The organism is Streptomyces sp. NPDC004732 (assembly GCF_040609235.1).
In the GTDB taxonomy this organism is placed as follows: domain Bacteria; phylum Actinomycetota; class Actinomycetes; order Streptomycetales; family Streptomycetaceae; genus Streptomyces.
In genome coordinates, this window is record NZ_JBEXJR010000022.1 from 14,278 (window position 1) to 28,647 (window position 14,370).

13 protein-coding genes are annotated in these 14,370 nt (G+C 70.6%); 8 read left to right on the top strand and 5 right to left on the bottom strand.

Annotated elements, in window-relative coordinates; translation table 11 throughout:
• Window position 1: 1 nt before the first annotated feature.
• On the bottom strand, window positions 2-628 hold the full coding sequence (locus tag ABZV77_RS39950; RefSeq protein ID WP_356267840.1) for a DUF3043 domain-containing protein: 627 nt from the start codon (window positions 626-628) through the stop codon (window positions 2-4).
• A gap of 288 nt (window positions 629-916) precedes the next feature.
• Here ABZV77_RS39950 and ABZV77_RS39955 point away from each other — a divergent pair, with 288 nt between their 5' ends.
• From ABZV77_RS39955 to ABZV77_RS39975, 5 genes are all read left to right on the top strand, one after another.
• Complete coding sequence (locus ABZV77_RS39955) at window positions 917-1,711, top strand: PspA/IM30 family protein (RefSeq protein ID WP_356267842.1); 795 nt, start codon at window positions 917-919, stop codon at window positions 1,709-1,711.
• A gap of 27 nt (window positions 1,712-1,738) precedes the next feature.
• Complete coding sequence (locus tag ABZV77_RS39960; RefSeq protein ID WP_356267844.1) at window positions 1,739-2,017, top strand: hypothetical protein; 279 nt, start codon at window positions 1,739-1,741, stop codon at window positions 2,015-2,017.
• 319 nt (window positions 2,018-2,336) lie between these two features.
• Window positions 2,337-3,569: a histidine kinase gene (locus tag ABZV77_RS39965; RefSeq protein WP_356267846.1), complete on the top strand. Its 1,233-nt coding sequence runs from the start codon at window positions 2,337-2,339 to the stop codon at window positions 3,567-3,569.
• Window positions 3,566-4,243 carry a response regulator transcription factor gene (locus tag ABZV77_RS39970; protein WP_356267848.1) on the top strand — a complete coding sequence of 226 codons (678 nt, stop codon included), beginning with the start codon at window positions 3,566-3,568 and terminating at the stop codon, window positions 4,241-4,243. The genes ABZV77_RS39965 and ABZV77_RS39970 overlap by 4 nt, the downstream gene beginning before the upstream one ends.
• Before the next feature lie 221 nt (window positions 4,244-4,464).
• Complete coding sequence (locus ABZV77_RS39975; protein WP_356267850.1) at window positions 4,465-7,599, top strand: efflux RND transporter permease subunit; 3,135 nt, start codon at window positions 4,465-4,467, stop codon at window positions 7,597-7,599.
• Window positions 7,600-7,610: 11 nt separating this feature from the next.
• On the opposite strand, the gene ABZV77_RS39980 is transcribed toward ABZV77_RS39975, so the two are convergent.
• Complete coding sequence (locus ABZV77_RS39980; RefSeq protein WP_356267852.1) at window positions 7,611-8,810, bottom strand: multidrug effflux MFS transporter; 1,200 nt, start codon at window positions 8,808-8,810, stop codon at window positions 7,611-7,613.
• A gap of 73 nt (window positions 8,811-8,883) precedes the next feature.
• Here ABZV77_RS39980 and ABZV77_RS39985 point away from each other — a divergent pair, with 73 nt between their 5' ends.
• Entirely contained in the window at window positions 8,884-9,384 is a 501-nt protein-coding gene (locus ABZV77_RS39985) for a MarR family transcriptional regulator (protein ID WP_356267854.1), read from the top strand.
• Window positions 9,385-9,433: 49 nt separating this feature from the next.
• Here ABZV77_RS39985 and nadA read toward each other — a convergent pair whose 3' ends face one another.
• Window positions 9,434-10,630 (bottom strand): quinolinate synthase NadA, encoded by a 1,197-nt coding sequence (gene nadA, locus ABZV77_RS39990; RefSeq protein WP_356267856.1) that lies wholly within the window; start codon window positions 10,628-10,630, stop codon window positions 9,434-9,436.
• Window positions 10,631-10,885: 255 nt separating this feature from the next.
• Between nadA and ABZV77_RS39995 the strand changes: the two genes are divergently transcribed.
• Window positions 10,886-11,242, top strand: a complete 357-nt coding sequence (locus ABZV77_RS39995; RefSeq protein ID WP_030933606.1) for an iron-sulfur cluster assembly accessory protein — start codon at window positions 10,886-10,888, stop codon at window positions 11,240-11,242.
• A gap of 82 nt (window positions 11,243-11,324) precedes the next feature.
• Here ABZV77_RS39995 and ABZV77_RS40000 read toward each other — a convergent pair whose 3' ends face one another.
• Window positions 11,325-12,863, bottom strand: coding sequence for a hypothetical protein (locus ABZV77_RS40000; protein ID WP_356267858.1), 1,539 nt, complete (start codon window positions 12,861-12,863; stop codon window positions 11,325-11,327).
• A 167-nt stretch (window positions 12,864-13,030) separates the two neighbouring features.
• Window positions 13,031-13,258 carry a hypothetical protein gene (locus ABZV77_RS40005; protein WP_356267978.1) on the bottom strand — a complete coding sequence of 76 codons (228 nt, stop codon included), beginning with the start codon at window positions 13,256-13,258 and terminating at the stop codon, window positions 13,031-13,033.
• Between the two features lie 134 nt (window positions 13,259-13,392).
• Between ABZV77_RS40005 and ABZV77_RS40010 the strand changes: the two genes are divergently transcribed.
• On the top strand, window positions 13,393-14,367 hold the full coding sequence (locus tag ABZV77_RS40010) for a carbohydrate kinase family protein (RefSeq protein WP_356267860.1): 975 nt from the start codon (window positions 13,393-13,395) through the stop codon (window positions 14,365-14,367).
• Window positions 14,368-14,370 lie beyond the last annotated feature (3 nt).

The window sequence follows — 14,370 nt, forward strand, 5'->3', positions numbered from 1 at the left end:
CTCAGGGCCGCGCTCCGCGCTTGACCTGCGGCTTCGGCAGCCGCAGTCGGCGCATCTGGAGCGTGCGCATCAGGGCGTAGGCAACGGCGCCCTTCTTGCTCTCGCTCGGGAAGCGCTCGGCCAGGCGCTTCTTGAGGCGGAGCGCGGTGACGACCGAGTCGACGATGATCAGGACGATCACGAAGAGCCAGGCAAGCAGCGCGACGTTCTGCAGCTGGGGCACCTGGACGATGCTCAGCACGAGAATGATCACCGCGAGGGGCAGGAAGAACTCGGCGACGCAGAAGCGCGAGTCCACGAAATCGCGCGCGAACTTGCGCACAGGACCCTTGTCACGGGCGGGCAGGAACCGCTCGTCACCGCTGGCCATCGCCTCGCGCTGCTTCGCCATCTGCGTGCGGCGCTCGTCGCGCTGCCGCTTGGCGGCCTCCTTGCGCGTCGTCGGCGTGTTGGTCACGCTGCGGCGCTGGGACTGGGCCATGGCGCGCTTGGGGGTGGGGCGGCCCTTGGGGGCCTGCGGGTCACGGGGCTGGGTGGAGTCGGTCACCGGCGCCTGAACAGCCGGGGCCTTCTCATCCTTGGATCGGCTACGGAACACAAAATCCAAGGGTACGGGGTGCGGGGACATGGATGTCCGCCGGAGGGGAACGATCCGGCAACACCGCGCGTCTTGATTACGTGCCCAATGGGACGTAGCAGGCCGTATGCGCCCGGTTCGGCGGTGCGGTCCCGCCCCCTCGGGGTCGGCTCACAGGGGTGCACCTACTCCTTACGCCGGAGCGGTGCGCGATGCAGTCGTCCTTGGGGATGAGCGCATCCGCCCGCGAACAGTGCGGTAATGGATGCAGGGCCCGTACTGTGGGTTCTGAGCAGTACCTGGAGCTGGAAGTCCGTCAGAAGGGGGCGCGCGAAGCCCATGAGCGGTGTCATGAAGCGTATGGGGATGATCTTCCGCGCGAAGGCGAACAAGGCCCTTGACCGGGCCGAGGACCCGCGCGAGACCCTCGATTACTCGTACCAGAAGCAGCTGGAGCTGCTGCAGAAGGTGCGCCGCGGCGTTGCCGACGTGGCGACGTCCCGCAAGCGCCTCGAGCTGCAGCTGACGCAGCTCCAGAAGCAGTCCTCGACCCTTGAGGACCAGGGCCGCAAGGCGCTGGCGCTCGGCCGTGAGGACCTGGCCCGCGAGGCCCTGTCCCGCCGCGCGGCGCTCCAGCAGCAGGTGACGGACCTGGAGACGCAGCACCAGACGCTCCAGGGCGAGGAGGAGAAGCTCACCCTCGCGGCCCAGCGCCTCCAGGCCAAGGTCGACGCCTTCCGCACCAAGAAGGAGACGATCAAGGCCACGTACACCGCGGCGCAGGCGCAGACCCGCATCGGCGAGGCCTTCTCCGGCATCTCCGAGGAGATGGGCGACGTCGGCATGGCGATCCAGCGCGCCGAGGACAAGACCGCGCAGCTCCAGGCGCGGGCCGGTGCGATCGACGAACTGCTCGCCTCCGGAGCCCTCGACGACTCCTCCGGACTCGCCAAGGACGACATCCAGACCGAGCTGGACCGCCTCTCCGGTGGTACTGATGTAGAGCTGGAACTGCAGCGCATGAAGGCCGAGCTGGCCGGAGGTTCCAGCAGCGGGACGCAGGCGATCGAGGGCGGCAAGGGCCAGCCCCAGGCGCAGCAGCCCCAGGACACCCCGCGCTTCGACAAGCAGTAGCCCTACGCACGTCCTGAGGAGGACGACATGATCGTACGGATCATGGGGGAGGGGCAGGTGGAGCTGGCGGACAGCCACTTCGCCGAACTGAACAAGCTGGACGACGACCTGTTGGAGGAGATGGAGAGCGGCGACGAGCCTGGCTTCCGCCGCACGCTCCACGCGCTCCTGGACAAGGTCCGGGAGCTCGGCACTCCCCTCCCGGACGACGCCCTGGAACCCTCGGAACTGATCCTCCCCGCCCAGGACGCCACCCTGGACGAGGTCCGAGACATGCTGAGCGACGACGGCCTAATCCCAGGCTGACACCCTCGGACGCCCCGTAAGGGGCGCGGGGAACGGCGCGCTCAGCCACATCCGCCCCGCACCCGAAGGCGCAGCCAGGGGCGCGAGGAACTGCGCGCCAAGCCCCCACCGCCCCGCGGAAAACACACAACCGGGACCGCCCGGTAGGGGGCGCGAGGAACTGCGCGAACAACCCCCACCGCCCCGCGGAATCCGCACGACCGAGACCGCCCCGTAAGGGGCGCGGGGAACTGCGCAACAAGCCCCCACCGCCCCGAGGACGACGTACAACCCGGGATTCCGCCCAAGGCCCCCGGCCAGCCCCCGTAACGTTGAGCCAGTGACCACTCTCGTACGAGGCCGCGGCTGGGCCAGAACACACCCGCTGGCGGTGGACGCGCTGCTCGCCCTCGCCGTCCTCGTCTGCATGGTCGTCGGCTCCTTCGCGGAGCCGAACGGAGAGCACGGCCCCACCTGGGGCACCCGCACCCCCGACGTCCCGAGCCTGATCCTCATGACGCTCGGCGCGCTCGCCCTCGTCTTCCGCCGCCGCGCCCCCTGGTCCGTCCTTGCCGCGACCTGCGGCGCCTCCATCGTCGAGCTGCTCACCGGCGAGCCCCGCGCCCCCGTCGTGATGTGCGCGGTCATCGCGCTGTTCACCGTCGCCGCCCGCACGGACCGCTCCACGACCTGGCGGATCGGCCTCGTCACGATGACGGGCCTCACCGGCGTCGCGATGCTCTCGGGCGGCCCCCTGCCCTGGTACGCGCAGGAGAACCTCGGCATCTTCGCCTGGACCGGCATGGCCGCCGCCGCGGGCGACGCGGTGCGCAGCCGCCGCGCCTTCGTCGACGCCATAAGGGAGCGCGCCGAGCGGGCGGAACGCACGAGGGAGGAAGAGGCGCGGCGCCGCGTCGCAGAGGAGCGGCTGCGGATCGCCCGCGACCTGCACGACGTGGTCGCCCACCACATCGCCCTGGTCAACGTGCAGGCCGGAGTCGCGGCGCACGTCATGGACAAGCGCCCCGACCAGGCCAAGGAAGCCCTCTCGCACGTCAGGGACGCCAGCCGCTCCGCCCTCAACGAACTCCGCGCCACCGTGGGCCTGTTGCGGCAGACCGGCGACCCGGAGGCGCCCACCGAACCGGCCCCGGGACTGCACCGGCTCGACGAGCTCGTCGAGACGTTCCGCAACGCGGGCCTGCCGGTGGAAGTGGCCCTGGGCCAGGTGGGCCTGGACCTGGCGGCCGCCGTCGACCTCGCCGCGTTCCGGATCATCCAGGAGGCGCTGACCAATGTGCAGAAGCACGCGGGACCGGACGCCAAGGCCGAGGTGAGCGTCGTCCGCGTCGGCCCGAACGTGGAGGTCACCGTCATCGACGACGGCCCCGGCCCCGGAAAGGGCGCCGAGCGGGACGCCGAGCAGGACACCGGCGGCGGCCACGGCCTGATCGGCATGCGCGAACGCGTCTCCGCGCTCGGCGGCAGCTGCTCGGCGGGGCCCCGCTACGGAGGCGGCTTCCGCGTCCATGCGATCCTGCCCGTGACCACGGCAAAGGGAGGGACCGCGTGACGATCCGCGTACTGCTCGCCGACGACCAGGCGCTGCTGCGCAGCGCGTTCAAGGTGCTCGTCGACTCCGAATCCGACATGGAGGTGGTCGGTGAGGCGTCCGACGGGGCGGAGGCGGTCGCGCTCGCCAGGTCGGCACGGGCCGACGTGGTCCTGATGGACATCCGGATGCCCGGCACCGACGGCCTCGCCGCCACCCGCATGATCAGCGCGGACCCGTTGCTCGCGCATGTGCGCGTGGTGATGCTGACGACCTTCGAAGTCGACGAGTACGTGGTGCAGTCGCTGCGCGCGGGCGCCTCCGGGTTCCTCGGCAAGGGGGCGGAGCCCGACGAACTGCTCGGTGCCATCCGCATCGCGGCGGCCGGTGAGGCGCTGCTCTCCCCGGTGGCCACCAAGGGCCTGATCGCCAAGTTCCTTGCGCAGGGCGAGGGGATGGACGGCGACGGCCCGCGCGGTGAGCGGCTCGACGCGCTCACCGGACGCGAGCGCGAGGTCCTCGTCCAGGTCGCGGGCGGCCACTCGAACGACGAGATCGCCGACCGCCTCGAGGTCAGCCCGCTCACCGTGAAGACCCATGTGAACCGCGCGATGGCGAAGCTCGGCGCCCGCGACAGGGCTCAACTCGTGGTCATTGCGTACGAATCGGGCCTGGTGCGTCCACGGGTGGAGTGACGCGAGAGGCGGCGTACTGCGACCGCAGTATGCGTGGCATACGAAATGGTCCTCTGAGCGGGACGTCGGCCACCGGCCATGGCTGAGAGTGTGAGGGGCGGCCGAAGCTTGCCGCAGGCACCCACTTTCCGGGCCCTGGCCGTGGCCGTCTCCACGGCCCTGCCCGGCAGCCTGTCCGGCCTCGTCCGCCCCTGCCGCGCACGCCACAGAGAGAGACCACCATGTCCTGGCTGTCCAGGTTCAGCCTTGCCCAACGGGCACTCATAGGGCTGATGTCGATCATCGCGATCGTCTTCGGCGCCATCGCGATACCGCAGCTCAAGCAGCAGCTGCTGCCCTCCATCGAACTGCCCATGGTGTCCGTGCTCGCGCCGTACCAGGGCGCGTCCCCGGACGTGGTCGAGAAGCAGGTCGTCGAGCCGCTCGAGAACACCATCGACGCGGTCGACGGCATCACCGGCGTCACCTCCACGGCGAGCGAGGGCAACGCCGTGATCATGGCCTCGTTCGACTACGGCAGCGGCTCCAAGCAGCTCGTCGCCGATGTCCAGCAGGCCGTGAACCGCGCCCGCGCCGAACTGCCCGACGACGTCGACCCGCAGGTCGTCGCGGGCTCCACCGACGACATCCCGACCGTCGTCCTCTCCGTCACCTCCGACAAGGACCAGCAGGCCCTCGCCGACCAGCTGGACCGCACCGTCGTGCCGTCCCTCAAGGACATCGACGGCGTCGGCCAGGTCACCGTCGACGGCGTCCGCGACCTCCAGGTCGACGTCACCCCCGACGACCGGAAGCTGGCGAAGGCCGGGCTGACCCCGGCCGCGCTCGGCAAGGCGCTCCAGGCGGGCGGCGCCACGCTGCCCGCAGGCTCCTTCGACGAGGGCGGCAAGAACCGCACCGTGCAGGTCGGCGGCGGCTACACCTCGCTGCGGCAGATCGAGAACCTGCGGGTCACGCCCGAGGCCACGCCCGGCGAGCAGCCCGGCAAGCCGGTGCGCCTCGGCGACGTGGCCAAGGTCGAGCAGAAGCCGTCCACCGCCACGTCCATCACGCGCACCGACGGCGAGCCGAGCCTCGCGGTCGCGGTCACGATGGACCACGACGGCAGCGCCGTCGCCATCTCCGACGCGGTCCAGGACAAGCTCCCCGACCTGCGCAAGGACCTCGGCTCCGGCGCCACCCTGACGGTCGCGAGCGACCAGGGTCCGGCCGTCGCCAAGTCCATCAAGGGCCTCACCACCGAGGGCGCGCTCGGCCTGCTCTTCGCGGTCGTCATCATCCTGGTCTTCCTGGCGTCGATCCGCTCGACGCTGGTCACCGCGGTCTCCATCCCGCTCTCGGTCGTGCTCGCCCTGATCGTCCTGTGGACGCGCGACCTCTCCCTGAACATGCTCACGCTCGGCGCGCTGACCATCGCCATCGGCCGGGTCGTCGACGACTCGATCGTGGTCCTGGAGAACATCAAGCGCCACCTCGGCTACGGCGAGGAGCGCGAGCAGGCGATCCTGAAGGCGGTCCGCGAGGTGGCGGGCGCCGTCACGTCCTCCACCCTCACCACGGTCGCGGTGTTCCTCCCCATCGGTCTGGTCGGCGGCATGGTGGGCGAGCTCTTCGGCTCGTTCTCGCTGACGGTCACGGCGGCGCTCCTCGCCTCCCTGCTCGTCTCGCTGACGGTCGTGCCGGTCCTCTCGTACTGGTTCCTGCGCGCCCCGAAGTCGATCCAGGGCGTGGACCCGGAGGAGGCCCGCCGCAAGGCCGAGGAGAAGGAGAGCCGCAGCAGGCTCCAGCGGATGTACGTCCCCGTCCTGCGCTTCGCGACGCGCCGCCGCCTCACCAGCCTCGGCATCGCGCTCGTGATCCTGGTCGGCACGTTCGGCATGGCGCCGCTCCTGAAGACGAACTTCTTCGACCAGGGCGAGCAGGAAGTCCTCTCCATCAAGCAGGAGTTGAAGCCCGGCACGAGCCTCTCGGCGTCCGACGCCGCGGCGAAGAAGGTCGAGAAGATGCTGTCGGGCCTCGACGGGATCAAGGACTACCAGGTCACGGTCGGCTCCTCCGGCTTCATGGCCGCCTTCGGCGGCGGCACGGACACCAACCAGGCCTCGTACACCCTGACGCTCAAGGACAAGTCGTCGTACGACAAGACGCAGGACCTCGTCGAGAAGGAGCTCGGCAAGCTCTCCGGGATCGGCCGGACCACGGTCTCCGCGGGTGACGGCTTCGGCAGCCAGGACCTCAGCGTCGTGGTGAAGGCCGCCGACGGGAAGGTCCTGCGTGAGGCGTCCGACGACGTGCGGGACGAGGTCGCCAAGCTCGACGACGTCACCGACGTCCAGAGCGACCTGGCGCAGAGCGTCCCGCGCATCTCGGTCAAGGCCACCGCCAAGGCGGCCGCGGCAGGGTTCGACGACACCACCCTCGGCCAGGCCGTCGCCCAGTCGGTGCGCGGCACCACCAGCGGCAAGGCCATCCTCGACGACACCGAGCGCGACGTCGTGATCAAGTCGGCGAAGCCGGCGAAGACCCTCGACGAGCTGAAGAAGCTGGCGCTGCGCCCCGGGGTGAAGCTCGGTGACATCGCCGACGTCGAACTGGTCGACGGCCCGGTCTCGATGACCCGCATCGACGGCGCGCGGGCCGCGACGATCACCGCGAAGCCGACCGGTGACAACACCGGCGCGGTCAGCGCGGACCTGACCAAGAAGCTCGACGCGCTGAAGCTCCCCGACGGGGCCACGGCCTCGATCGGCGGTGTCTCCGAGGACCAGGACGAGGCGTTCGCCAAGCTGGGCCTCGCGATGCTGGCGGCCATCGCGATCGTCTTCATGCTCCTGGTCGCGACCTTCCGCTCGCTGGTCCAGCCGCTGATCCTGCTGGTCTCCATCCCGTTCGCGGCGACGGGCGCGATCGGCCTGCTCGTCCTCACGGACACCCCGATGGGCGTCCCCGCGATGATCGGCATGCTGATGCTCATCGGCATCGTGGTCACCAACGCGATCGTCCTGATCGACCTCATCAACCAGTACCGCAAGCAGGGGTACGGCACGGTCGATGCGGTCATCGAGGGCGGCCGCCACCGGCTGCGCCCGATCCTCATGACGGCCCTGGCGACGATCTTCGCCCTGCTCCCGATGGCCCTGGGGGTCACGGGCGAGGGCGGCTTCATCGCCCAGCCGCTCGCGGTGGTGGTGATCGGCGGCCTGATCACCTCGACGCTCCTCACCCTCCTCCTCGTGCCGACGCTGTACGCGATGGTGGAGCTCCGCAAGGAGCGCAGGCGTGCCAAGCGCGAGACGAAGCGGGCGAAGAAGGCGGGCACCGCCTCCGAGAAGGACGCGGCACCCGCACAGGTCTGATCGCCGGTGCCTCACCCGACGGGGCGCTCCTCGACCAGAGGAGCGCCCCGTCCCCGTATCCCCACCCCGGCCGCGGCCAGGGCCGTCGCACTGCACAGCGCCATCCCGCAGAACAGCGGCACGGCCGTGTGCTCGCCACCGAGGCCCACCAGCGGCGCCACCACCGCCCCCAGCGCGCTCTGGGCGGTGCCGAGGAGCGCCGAGCCCACGCCGGAGGCCCCCGGCACCCGGGCCAGCGCCAGCGCCGCCGAGTTGGCGACCACGAGCCCGAACCCGCCGCACACCACGGCCAGCAGCGGCAGGCAGACGGCGACCGGGAGCAGCCCGCCCACGGCGAGCACCAGCAGCGCGCACGACCCGGCGAGCATCGCCGTCAGCCCGCCCCGCAGCAACGCCTCAGGCCCGACCCGCCCCACCAGCCGGGCCCCCACCGCGCTGGACAGCGTCGCGACGACCGCCCCGCCGGAGAAGGCGACGGACGAGGCGCCCACCCCCATCCCGAGGACGTTCTGCAGCAGGAACGGCGACCCGGCGATGTAGCAGAAGAGCATCCCGAACCCGAAGGTGAAGGCGAGCGTGTAGCCGACGTACGCCCGGTCGGCGAGGACCTCCCGCACCGCGGCGGCGGTCCGCCGCACCCCGCCCGCGTGCCGCCGCTCCGCGGGCAGGCTCTCCGGCACGCCGACCACGACGGCGAGCGTCACCAGCGCGGACACCGCGGTGAGCACCCAGAACACGCCCCGCCACCCGGCGCCCCCGAGCACGGCACCGCCCGCGAGCGGCGCGAGGATCGGCGCGATCCCGGCGAGCGTCATCAGGACCCCGAGCATCCGCGCCGCGGCGGCCCCCCGGACCACGTCGGAGACCACGGCCCGGCTGATCACCACCCCCGCGGCCCCGCTGAACCCGGCCACGAACCGCAGCGCGACCAGCCACCCCAGCGAGGGCGCCACGGCACACAGTGCGGTCCCCACGGTGCACACGGCGGCGCCCGCGAGCAGCGGCCCACGCCTGCCGTACCGGTCGGAGAGCGGCCCGAAGACGAGGTGCCCGAGCGTCATCCCGACGAGGAACGCGGTCAGCGTGAGCTGCACCCCAGAGGCATCGGTGCCCAACTCCGCGGCCATGCGCGGAAAGGCGGGCAGATACATGTCGGTCGACAGCGGACCGATGAACGAGAGCAGCGCGAGCGCGGCGGTGAGCAAGGGCATGGCGGGGCGACCCTTCCGGGGCAGGAGGAGATGGAGATAGTTATATAACTATAAAGAGCGCTAGCATGGGGGAGTGACCGAGAAACGGAACGCGCGAACCGACGCCGGGCAAGAGGCCGACCGGCTGCTCAGCCGACAGGCCAGGGAGCTGACCCCGCCGCTCTACGCCCTCTCGCGCGTCCTGCGCTTCCAGGGCATGGACGAGGCAGGGCTGTGGCGACTGCCGCCCTCGGAGCTGGAGTTGCTGCGCTACGTCCACGCGGAGCCCGGCACGACCGTGAGCGTCCTGGCCCGCGAACTGGGCCTGCACGCGAGCAATGCGAGCGCCACGGTGCGCGGTCTGGTGAACCAGGGGCTGCTGGAGCGCGAGAAGGACCCGAACGACGGCCGGGTGGTGCGCCTGAAGCCGACCCTCAAGGCGGATCAGGGCATGGCCCTGATCGAGAACGCCTGGTCGGAGCTCTTCGCCGACGCGCTCGCCCAGCTCGGCGACGAGCAGCGGGCGGCGCTGGCCGCGTCCGTCCCCGCGCTGGAGGCGCTGGCCGCGGCGTTGAAGGAGCGTAGAACGCCGTAAGGGGCACCCGCAATAGCGGGTGCCCCTTACGGCATGGGGAAGAGCGGGCCTACGGAAGCGCCAGCATCCGCTCCAGCGCCAGCTTCGCGAACTGCTCGGTCTCCCGGTCCACCTCGATCTGGTTGACCAGCTTTCCCTCGGCGAGGGACTCCAGGGTCCAGACCAGGTGCGGCAGGTCGATCCGGTTCATGGTCGAGCAGAAGCAGACCGTCTTGTCGAGGAAGACGATCTCCTTGTCCTCGGCGGCGAAACGGTTCGCCAGTCGGCGCACGAGGTTCAGCTCGGTCCCGATGGCCCACTTGGAACCGGCGGGCGCCGCCTCCAGCATCTGGATGATGTGCTCGGTCGAACCCACGTGGTCGGCCGCGGCGACGACCTCGTGCTTGCACTCCGGGTGCACCAGGACGTTCACGCCCGGGATGCGCGCACGGACGTCCTCGACGCTCTCCAGCGAGAAGCGCCCGTGCACCGAGCAGTGCCCGCGCCACAGGATCATCTTCGCGTCGCGCAGCTGCTCGGCGGTCAGGCCGCCGTTCGGCTTGTGCGGGTTGTAGAGCACGCAGTCGTCGAGCGAGAGCCCCATGTCGCGCACGGCGGTGTTGCGGCCCAGGTGCTGGTCGGGCAGGAAGAGGATCTTCTCCCCCTGCTCGAAGGCCCACTCCAGCGCGCGCTTGGCGTTGGACGACGTGCAGATGGTGCCGCCGTGCTTGCCCGTGAACGCCTTGATGTCGGCCGAGGAGTTCATGTACGAGACGGGCACGACCTGCTCGGCGATCCCCGCCTCCGTCAGCACGTCCCAGCACTCGGCGACCTGCTCGGCGGTGGCCATGTCGGCCATCGAGCAGCCCGCGGCCAGGTCGGGGAGCACGACCTTCTGGTCGTCCGTCGTCAGGATGTCCGCGGACTCGGCCATGAAGTGCACACCGCAGAAGACGATGTACTCCGCGTCCGGCCGCGCGGCCGCGTCCCGCGCCAGCTTGAAGGAGTCGCCGGTGACGTCCGCGAACTGGATGACTTCGTCGCGCTGGTAGTGGTGGCCCAGCACGAAGACCTTGTCGCCGAGCTTCTCCTTGGCGGCGCGGGCGCGCTCGACCAGGTCCGGGTCGGACGGGGACGGCAGATCGCCGGGGCACTCCACACCGCGCTCGCTCCTGGGGTCGGCCTCGCGGCCGAGCAGCAGCAGAGCGAGGGGCGTGGGCTGAACATCGAGGTTCACGCTGTCCACGGGGGACTGGGCGGTGGTCACAACACGCACCCTTTCTAATCTGCAGACGATCCTTTTCGTCTAATTGACGTTATCTATCATAACTGCTTCGTGTCAGTTTGACGATGGCCATTGTGTCGATGTGACGCATTCCCCGTCCCGCGGCCCGCTGTTCCACCCGGCGCCATGTGCGAGCATGAAGGGGTAAGACGTAAGCGCTCGGCCCGGAATGAATCCGCGGCCCCGCCGGTTGCAACCGTCGGCAAGCAGTCTCCGTACAACCCGGGAGAGAAGCAGATGTCCGTATCGGACGAGACCACCACCGTGAGCGACGGCATCCTCCTGTCGGACGCCGCCGCGGCCAAGGTGAAGGGCCTGCTGGAGCAGGAGGGCCGGGACGACCTGGCGCTGCGCGTCGCCGTTCAGCCCGGCGGCTGCTCGGGCCTGCGCTACCAGCTGTTCTTCGACGAGCGCTCGCTCGACGGCGACGTCGTGAAGGACTTCGACGGCGTGAAGGTCGTCACGGACCGGATGAGCGCTCCCTACCTGGGCGGCGCCTCCATCGACTTCGTGGACACCATCGAGAAGCAGGGCTTCACGATCGACAACCCGAACGCCACCGGCTCCTGCGCCTGCGGCGACTCCTTCAGCTAAGGCTGCGGGCACCCACGTACGAAGGCGGCGGCCCCCTGGAATCCCAGGGGGCCGCCGCCTTCGTACGTGCTGCTGCGTGCTGCTACTTCTGCCGGACCGTGTCGCCCGCGGAGTCCACGACCTTGCGGTCGCCCAGCGGCTTGTCCAGGGTGACCTTCTTCTTGAGGTCCTTGGCCATCATGATGCAGACGTCGCCCTTCTTGCCGGTCTGCTCGATCCCGACCGTCACACGGTCGCCGTCCTCCCGCGCGGACGCGGAGTACTCGGCGCAGGCGCTGCCCCAGAAGTGCACGGTCAGCGACTTCCCGTCGGCGCTGTAGGACGTGAGGCGCGTCTTGTCCGCATCGCTCTTCCCGGTCCCTTCGCCCTTGTCGCCCGGCTTCTCGGTGGGCGTCGGCGTGCCCGGGGTGCTGGGCGACGTCAGGTACTCGGGCGCGACCGCCGGGTGCGTCACCGTGAAGGTGTCCTGCGCGCCCTTCGGCTTCACGTCGAACAGCCAGGACGGTACGAGGGTCTGCTTGCCGTCCACGAAGTGCGTCGCGAGGCCGAACGTGGCGCCGTTGACGGCGACCGGCTGCGGCTTCGGCGCCTCGGACGACGGCTTGCAGGGGGCCTGCTTCGGGCCGCTGCCGCCCTCGTTCTTCGTCTCGTCGTCGGCGTGCGGCACCGGGGTCGCACAGCCGCCGATGCCGACGTGCCCGTCGCCGCCCGACTTGTTCAGCCGGTCCAGGGTCTCCTGGGCGCCGATCACCGGATACGTGGCGCCCTTGACCGGCGCCTTCAACTGGCCGCTGCCGCCGACCACTTCGCCGCCCGCGCCGACCTGGATGCCGGTCGACCAGCCGTACGTCGGCAGGCCGTCCACCTTCGGGTCGGCGTTCACCACCCGTACCGCGCCCATCAGCTGGCTCGCGTCCAGCTTCGCGTCGTCCTGGCCGAGCGCCTTCAGGACGGGCGTGGCGGCGTCCTTGGCCGCCTGCTCGCTCACCGCGTCGCCCGTCTCGCCGTTCGGCGCGGTGGAGGTGCTGGAACAGGGCTTGAACCGGGGGCAGTTGTCGGTGCCGGCCGTGCCGTGTCCGGCGTAGGTCCAGGTGCCGGGCGCCTGCTTGTTCACCTGCAGCGAGGGCCCGGACCCGTCGTTACCAGCTCCCACCTTCCAGGCGCCGTCCTGCGACTTCGGCGTCCCGGTCACGCCCAGGGCCTTCGCCAGCTCGGTGACTTCGGCCCGGGTGACCTCGCCGCGGGCGTGGTAGACCGCAGCGGACTCGGGGCCGTCGGGCAGCTGGGTGGTCGCCCGGTACTTCGCGCCGTTCGGGTCGGGCTCGCCGGGCGCGATGCCGTTGGAGTCGCCGGTGCCACCCGTACCGCCGGTGCCGCTTCTGGCGTCGCCCGGCCCGTCGCCGGCCGGATAGCCGTCCAGGGCGAGGGGCGGCGGGTTGCCGCCGTCCCCCGCGGGTGCCCCGTCACTGCCGCCGTTGCCGCCACCGCCGGACGCGGACGCCGCGAAGTACGCCCCACCGCCGCCGACCAGCAGCACGGTGGCCGCGACCGAGGCGACGGCCAGGCGGGACCGCCGCCGTTGCGGCTCGGCCGCCTCATGATCGGATCGCTCGGTGCTCACCGCATCGCTCCTTCGACTGCACTGCTGTCCCGGAGATCCCACCGGTGATTGCCACCGGCAGGCTTCGTCGTATCTCAGTTCCCCTTTACGGGGGACGGCGATGGGACGCAGCGGGGGAGCGCACGGTTCCCTCGACGAGTGCGCCAGGGTCCCGGAATCAGTCTCCCTCAGTCTCCGTACTCGGACATTTCGCCGATCAGGCGTGCGGAGGAGGGCGGGACGGTGATGCCGTGGATCAGTGAGGGCGGCACGGGGGCGGTCGCGGCCAGGGCGGGCACCGCCCAGTGCGGCGCCATGCGGGCGCAGTCGCCGCGCAGCGACTCCATGCTCTCCGCGGCCTCCCCGACGGGTGCGGTGCGACGCTGCAGGACGACATCCTTCGGGATAACGGTCATAACGGCACCGTATGCATCCGGACGCTCATGAAAAAAGACCTACTATCGGGTAGTTTTGGCACTTCAGGAGGGGTGCCTCGACCCGGTAGCGTGAACTGTCAATCCCCGCCTCTCCTCCACAGGAGCATCCAGCCGTGCGTATTGCAGTCACCGGCTCCATCGCCACCGACCACCTGATGACCTTCCCCGGCCGCTTCGCCGACCAGCTGGTCGCCGATCAGTTGCACACGGTCTCCCTCTCCTTCCTCGTCGACGCCCTCGATGTCCGCAGGGGCGGCGTCGCCGCCAACATCACCTTCGGCATGGGACAGCTCGGCACCAACCCGATCCTCGTCGGGTCCGCAGGATCCGACTTCGGCGAGTACCGCGCCTGGCTCGACCGGCACGGCGTGGACACGGCCTCGGTGCGCATCTCCGAGACCCTGCACACCGCCCGCTTCGTCTGCACCACGGACGCCGACCACAACCAGATCGGCTCCTTCTACACGGGCGCGATGAGCGAGGCCCGCCTCATCGAGCTGAAGGCCGTCGCGGACCGCGTGGGCGGCCTCGACCTCGTCTCGATCGGTGCCGACGACCCCGAGGCGATGCTCCGGCACACCGAGGAGTGCCGCACCCGCGAGATCCCCTTCGCCGCGGACTTCTCGCAGCAGATCGCGCGCATGGAGGGCGAGGAGATCCGCACGCTCCTCGACGGGGCGACGTACCTCTTCTCCAACGAGTACGAGAAGGGGCTCATCGAGTCCAAGACGGGCTGGACCGACGCCGAGATCCTCTCGCGGGTCGGCCACCGCGTGACGACCCTCGGCGCGAACGGCGTCCGCATCGAGTCCGTCGGCAAGGACCCGATCGAGGTCGGCGTCCCGGAGGAGGAGGCGAAGGTCGAGCCGACCGGCGTCGGCGACGCGTTCCGCGCGGGCTTCCTCTCGGGCCTCGCCTGGGGCGTCTCCCACGAGCGCGCGGCGCAGGTCGGCTGCATGCTCGCCACCCTGGTCATCGAGACCGTCGGCACGCAGGAGTACGAGCTGCGCCGCAGCAACTTCATCGACCGCTTCACCAAGGCGTACGGCCACGAGGCCACCGCCGAGGTCCAGCCGCACCTGGCCTAGTCG

Coding starts and splice junctions, on each gene's coding strand:
- ABZV77_RS39980 (WP_356267852.1), bottom strand. CDS start 8,810: ATGCCCTTGCTCACCGCCGCGCTCGCGCTGCTCTCGTTCATCGGTCCG.
- ABZV77_RS40005 (WP_356267978.1), bottom strand. CDS start 13,258: ATGACCGTTATCCCGAAGGATGTCGTCCTGCAGCGTCGCACCGCACCC.
- ABZV77_RS39950 (WP_356267840.1), bottom strand. CDS start 628: ATGTCCCCGCACCCCGTACCCTTGGATTTTGTGTTCCGTAGCCGATCC.
- ABZV77_RS39955 (WP_356267842.1), top strand. CDS start 917: ATGAGCGGTGTCATGAAGCGTATGGGGATGATCTTCCGCGCGAAGGCG.
- ABZV77_RS39995 (WP_030933606.1), top strand. CDS start 10,886: ATGTCCGTATCGGACGAGACCACCACCGTGAGCGACGGCATCCTCCTG.
- ABZV77_RS39960 (WP_356267844.1), top strand. CDS start 1,739: ATGATCGTACGGATCATGGGGGAGGGGCAGGTGGAGCTGGCGGACAGC.
- ABZV77_RS39975 (WP_356267850.1), top strand. CDS start 4,465: ATGTCCTGGCTGTCCAGGTTCAGCCTTGCCCAACGGGCACTCATAGGG.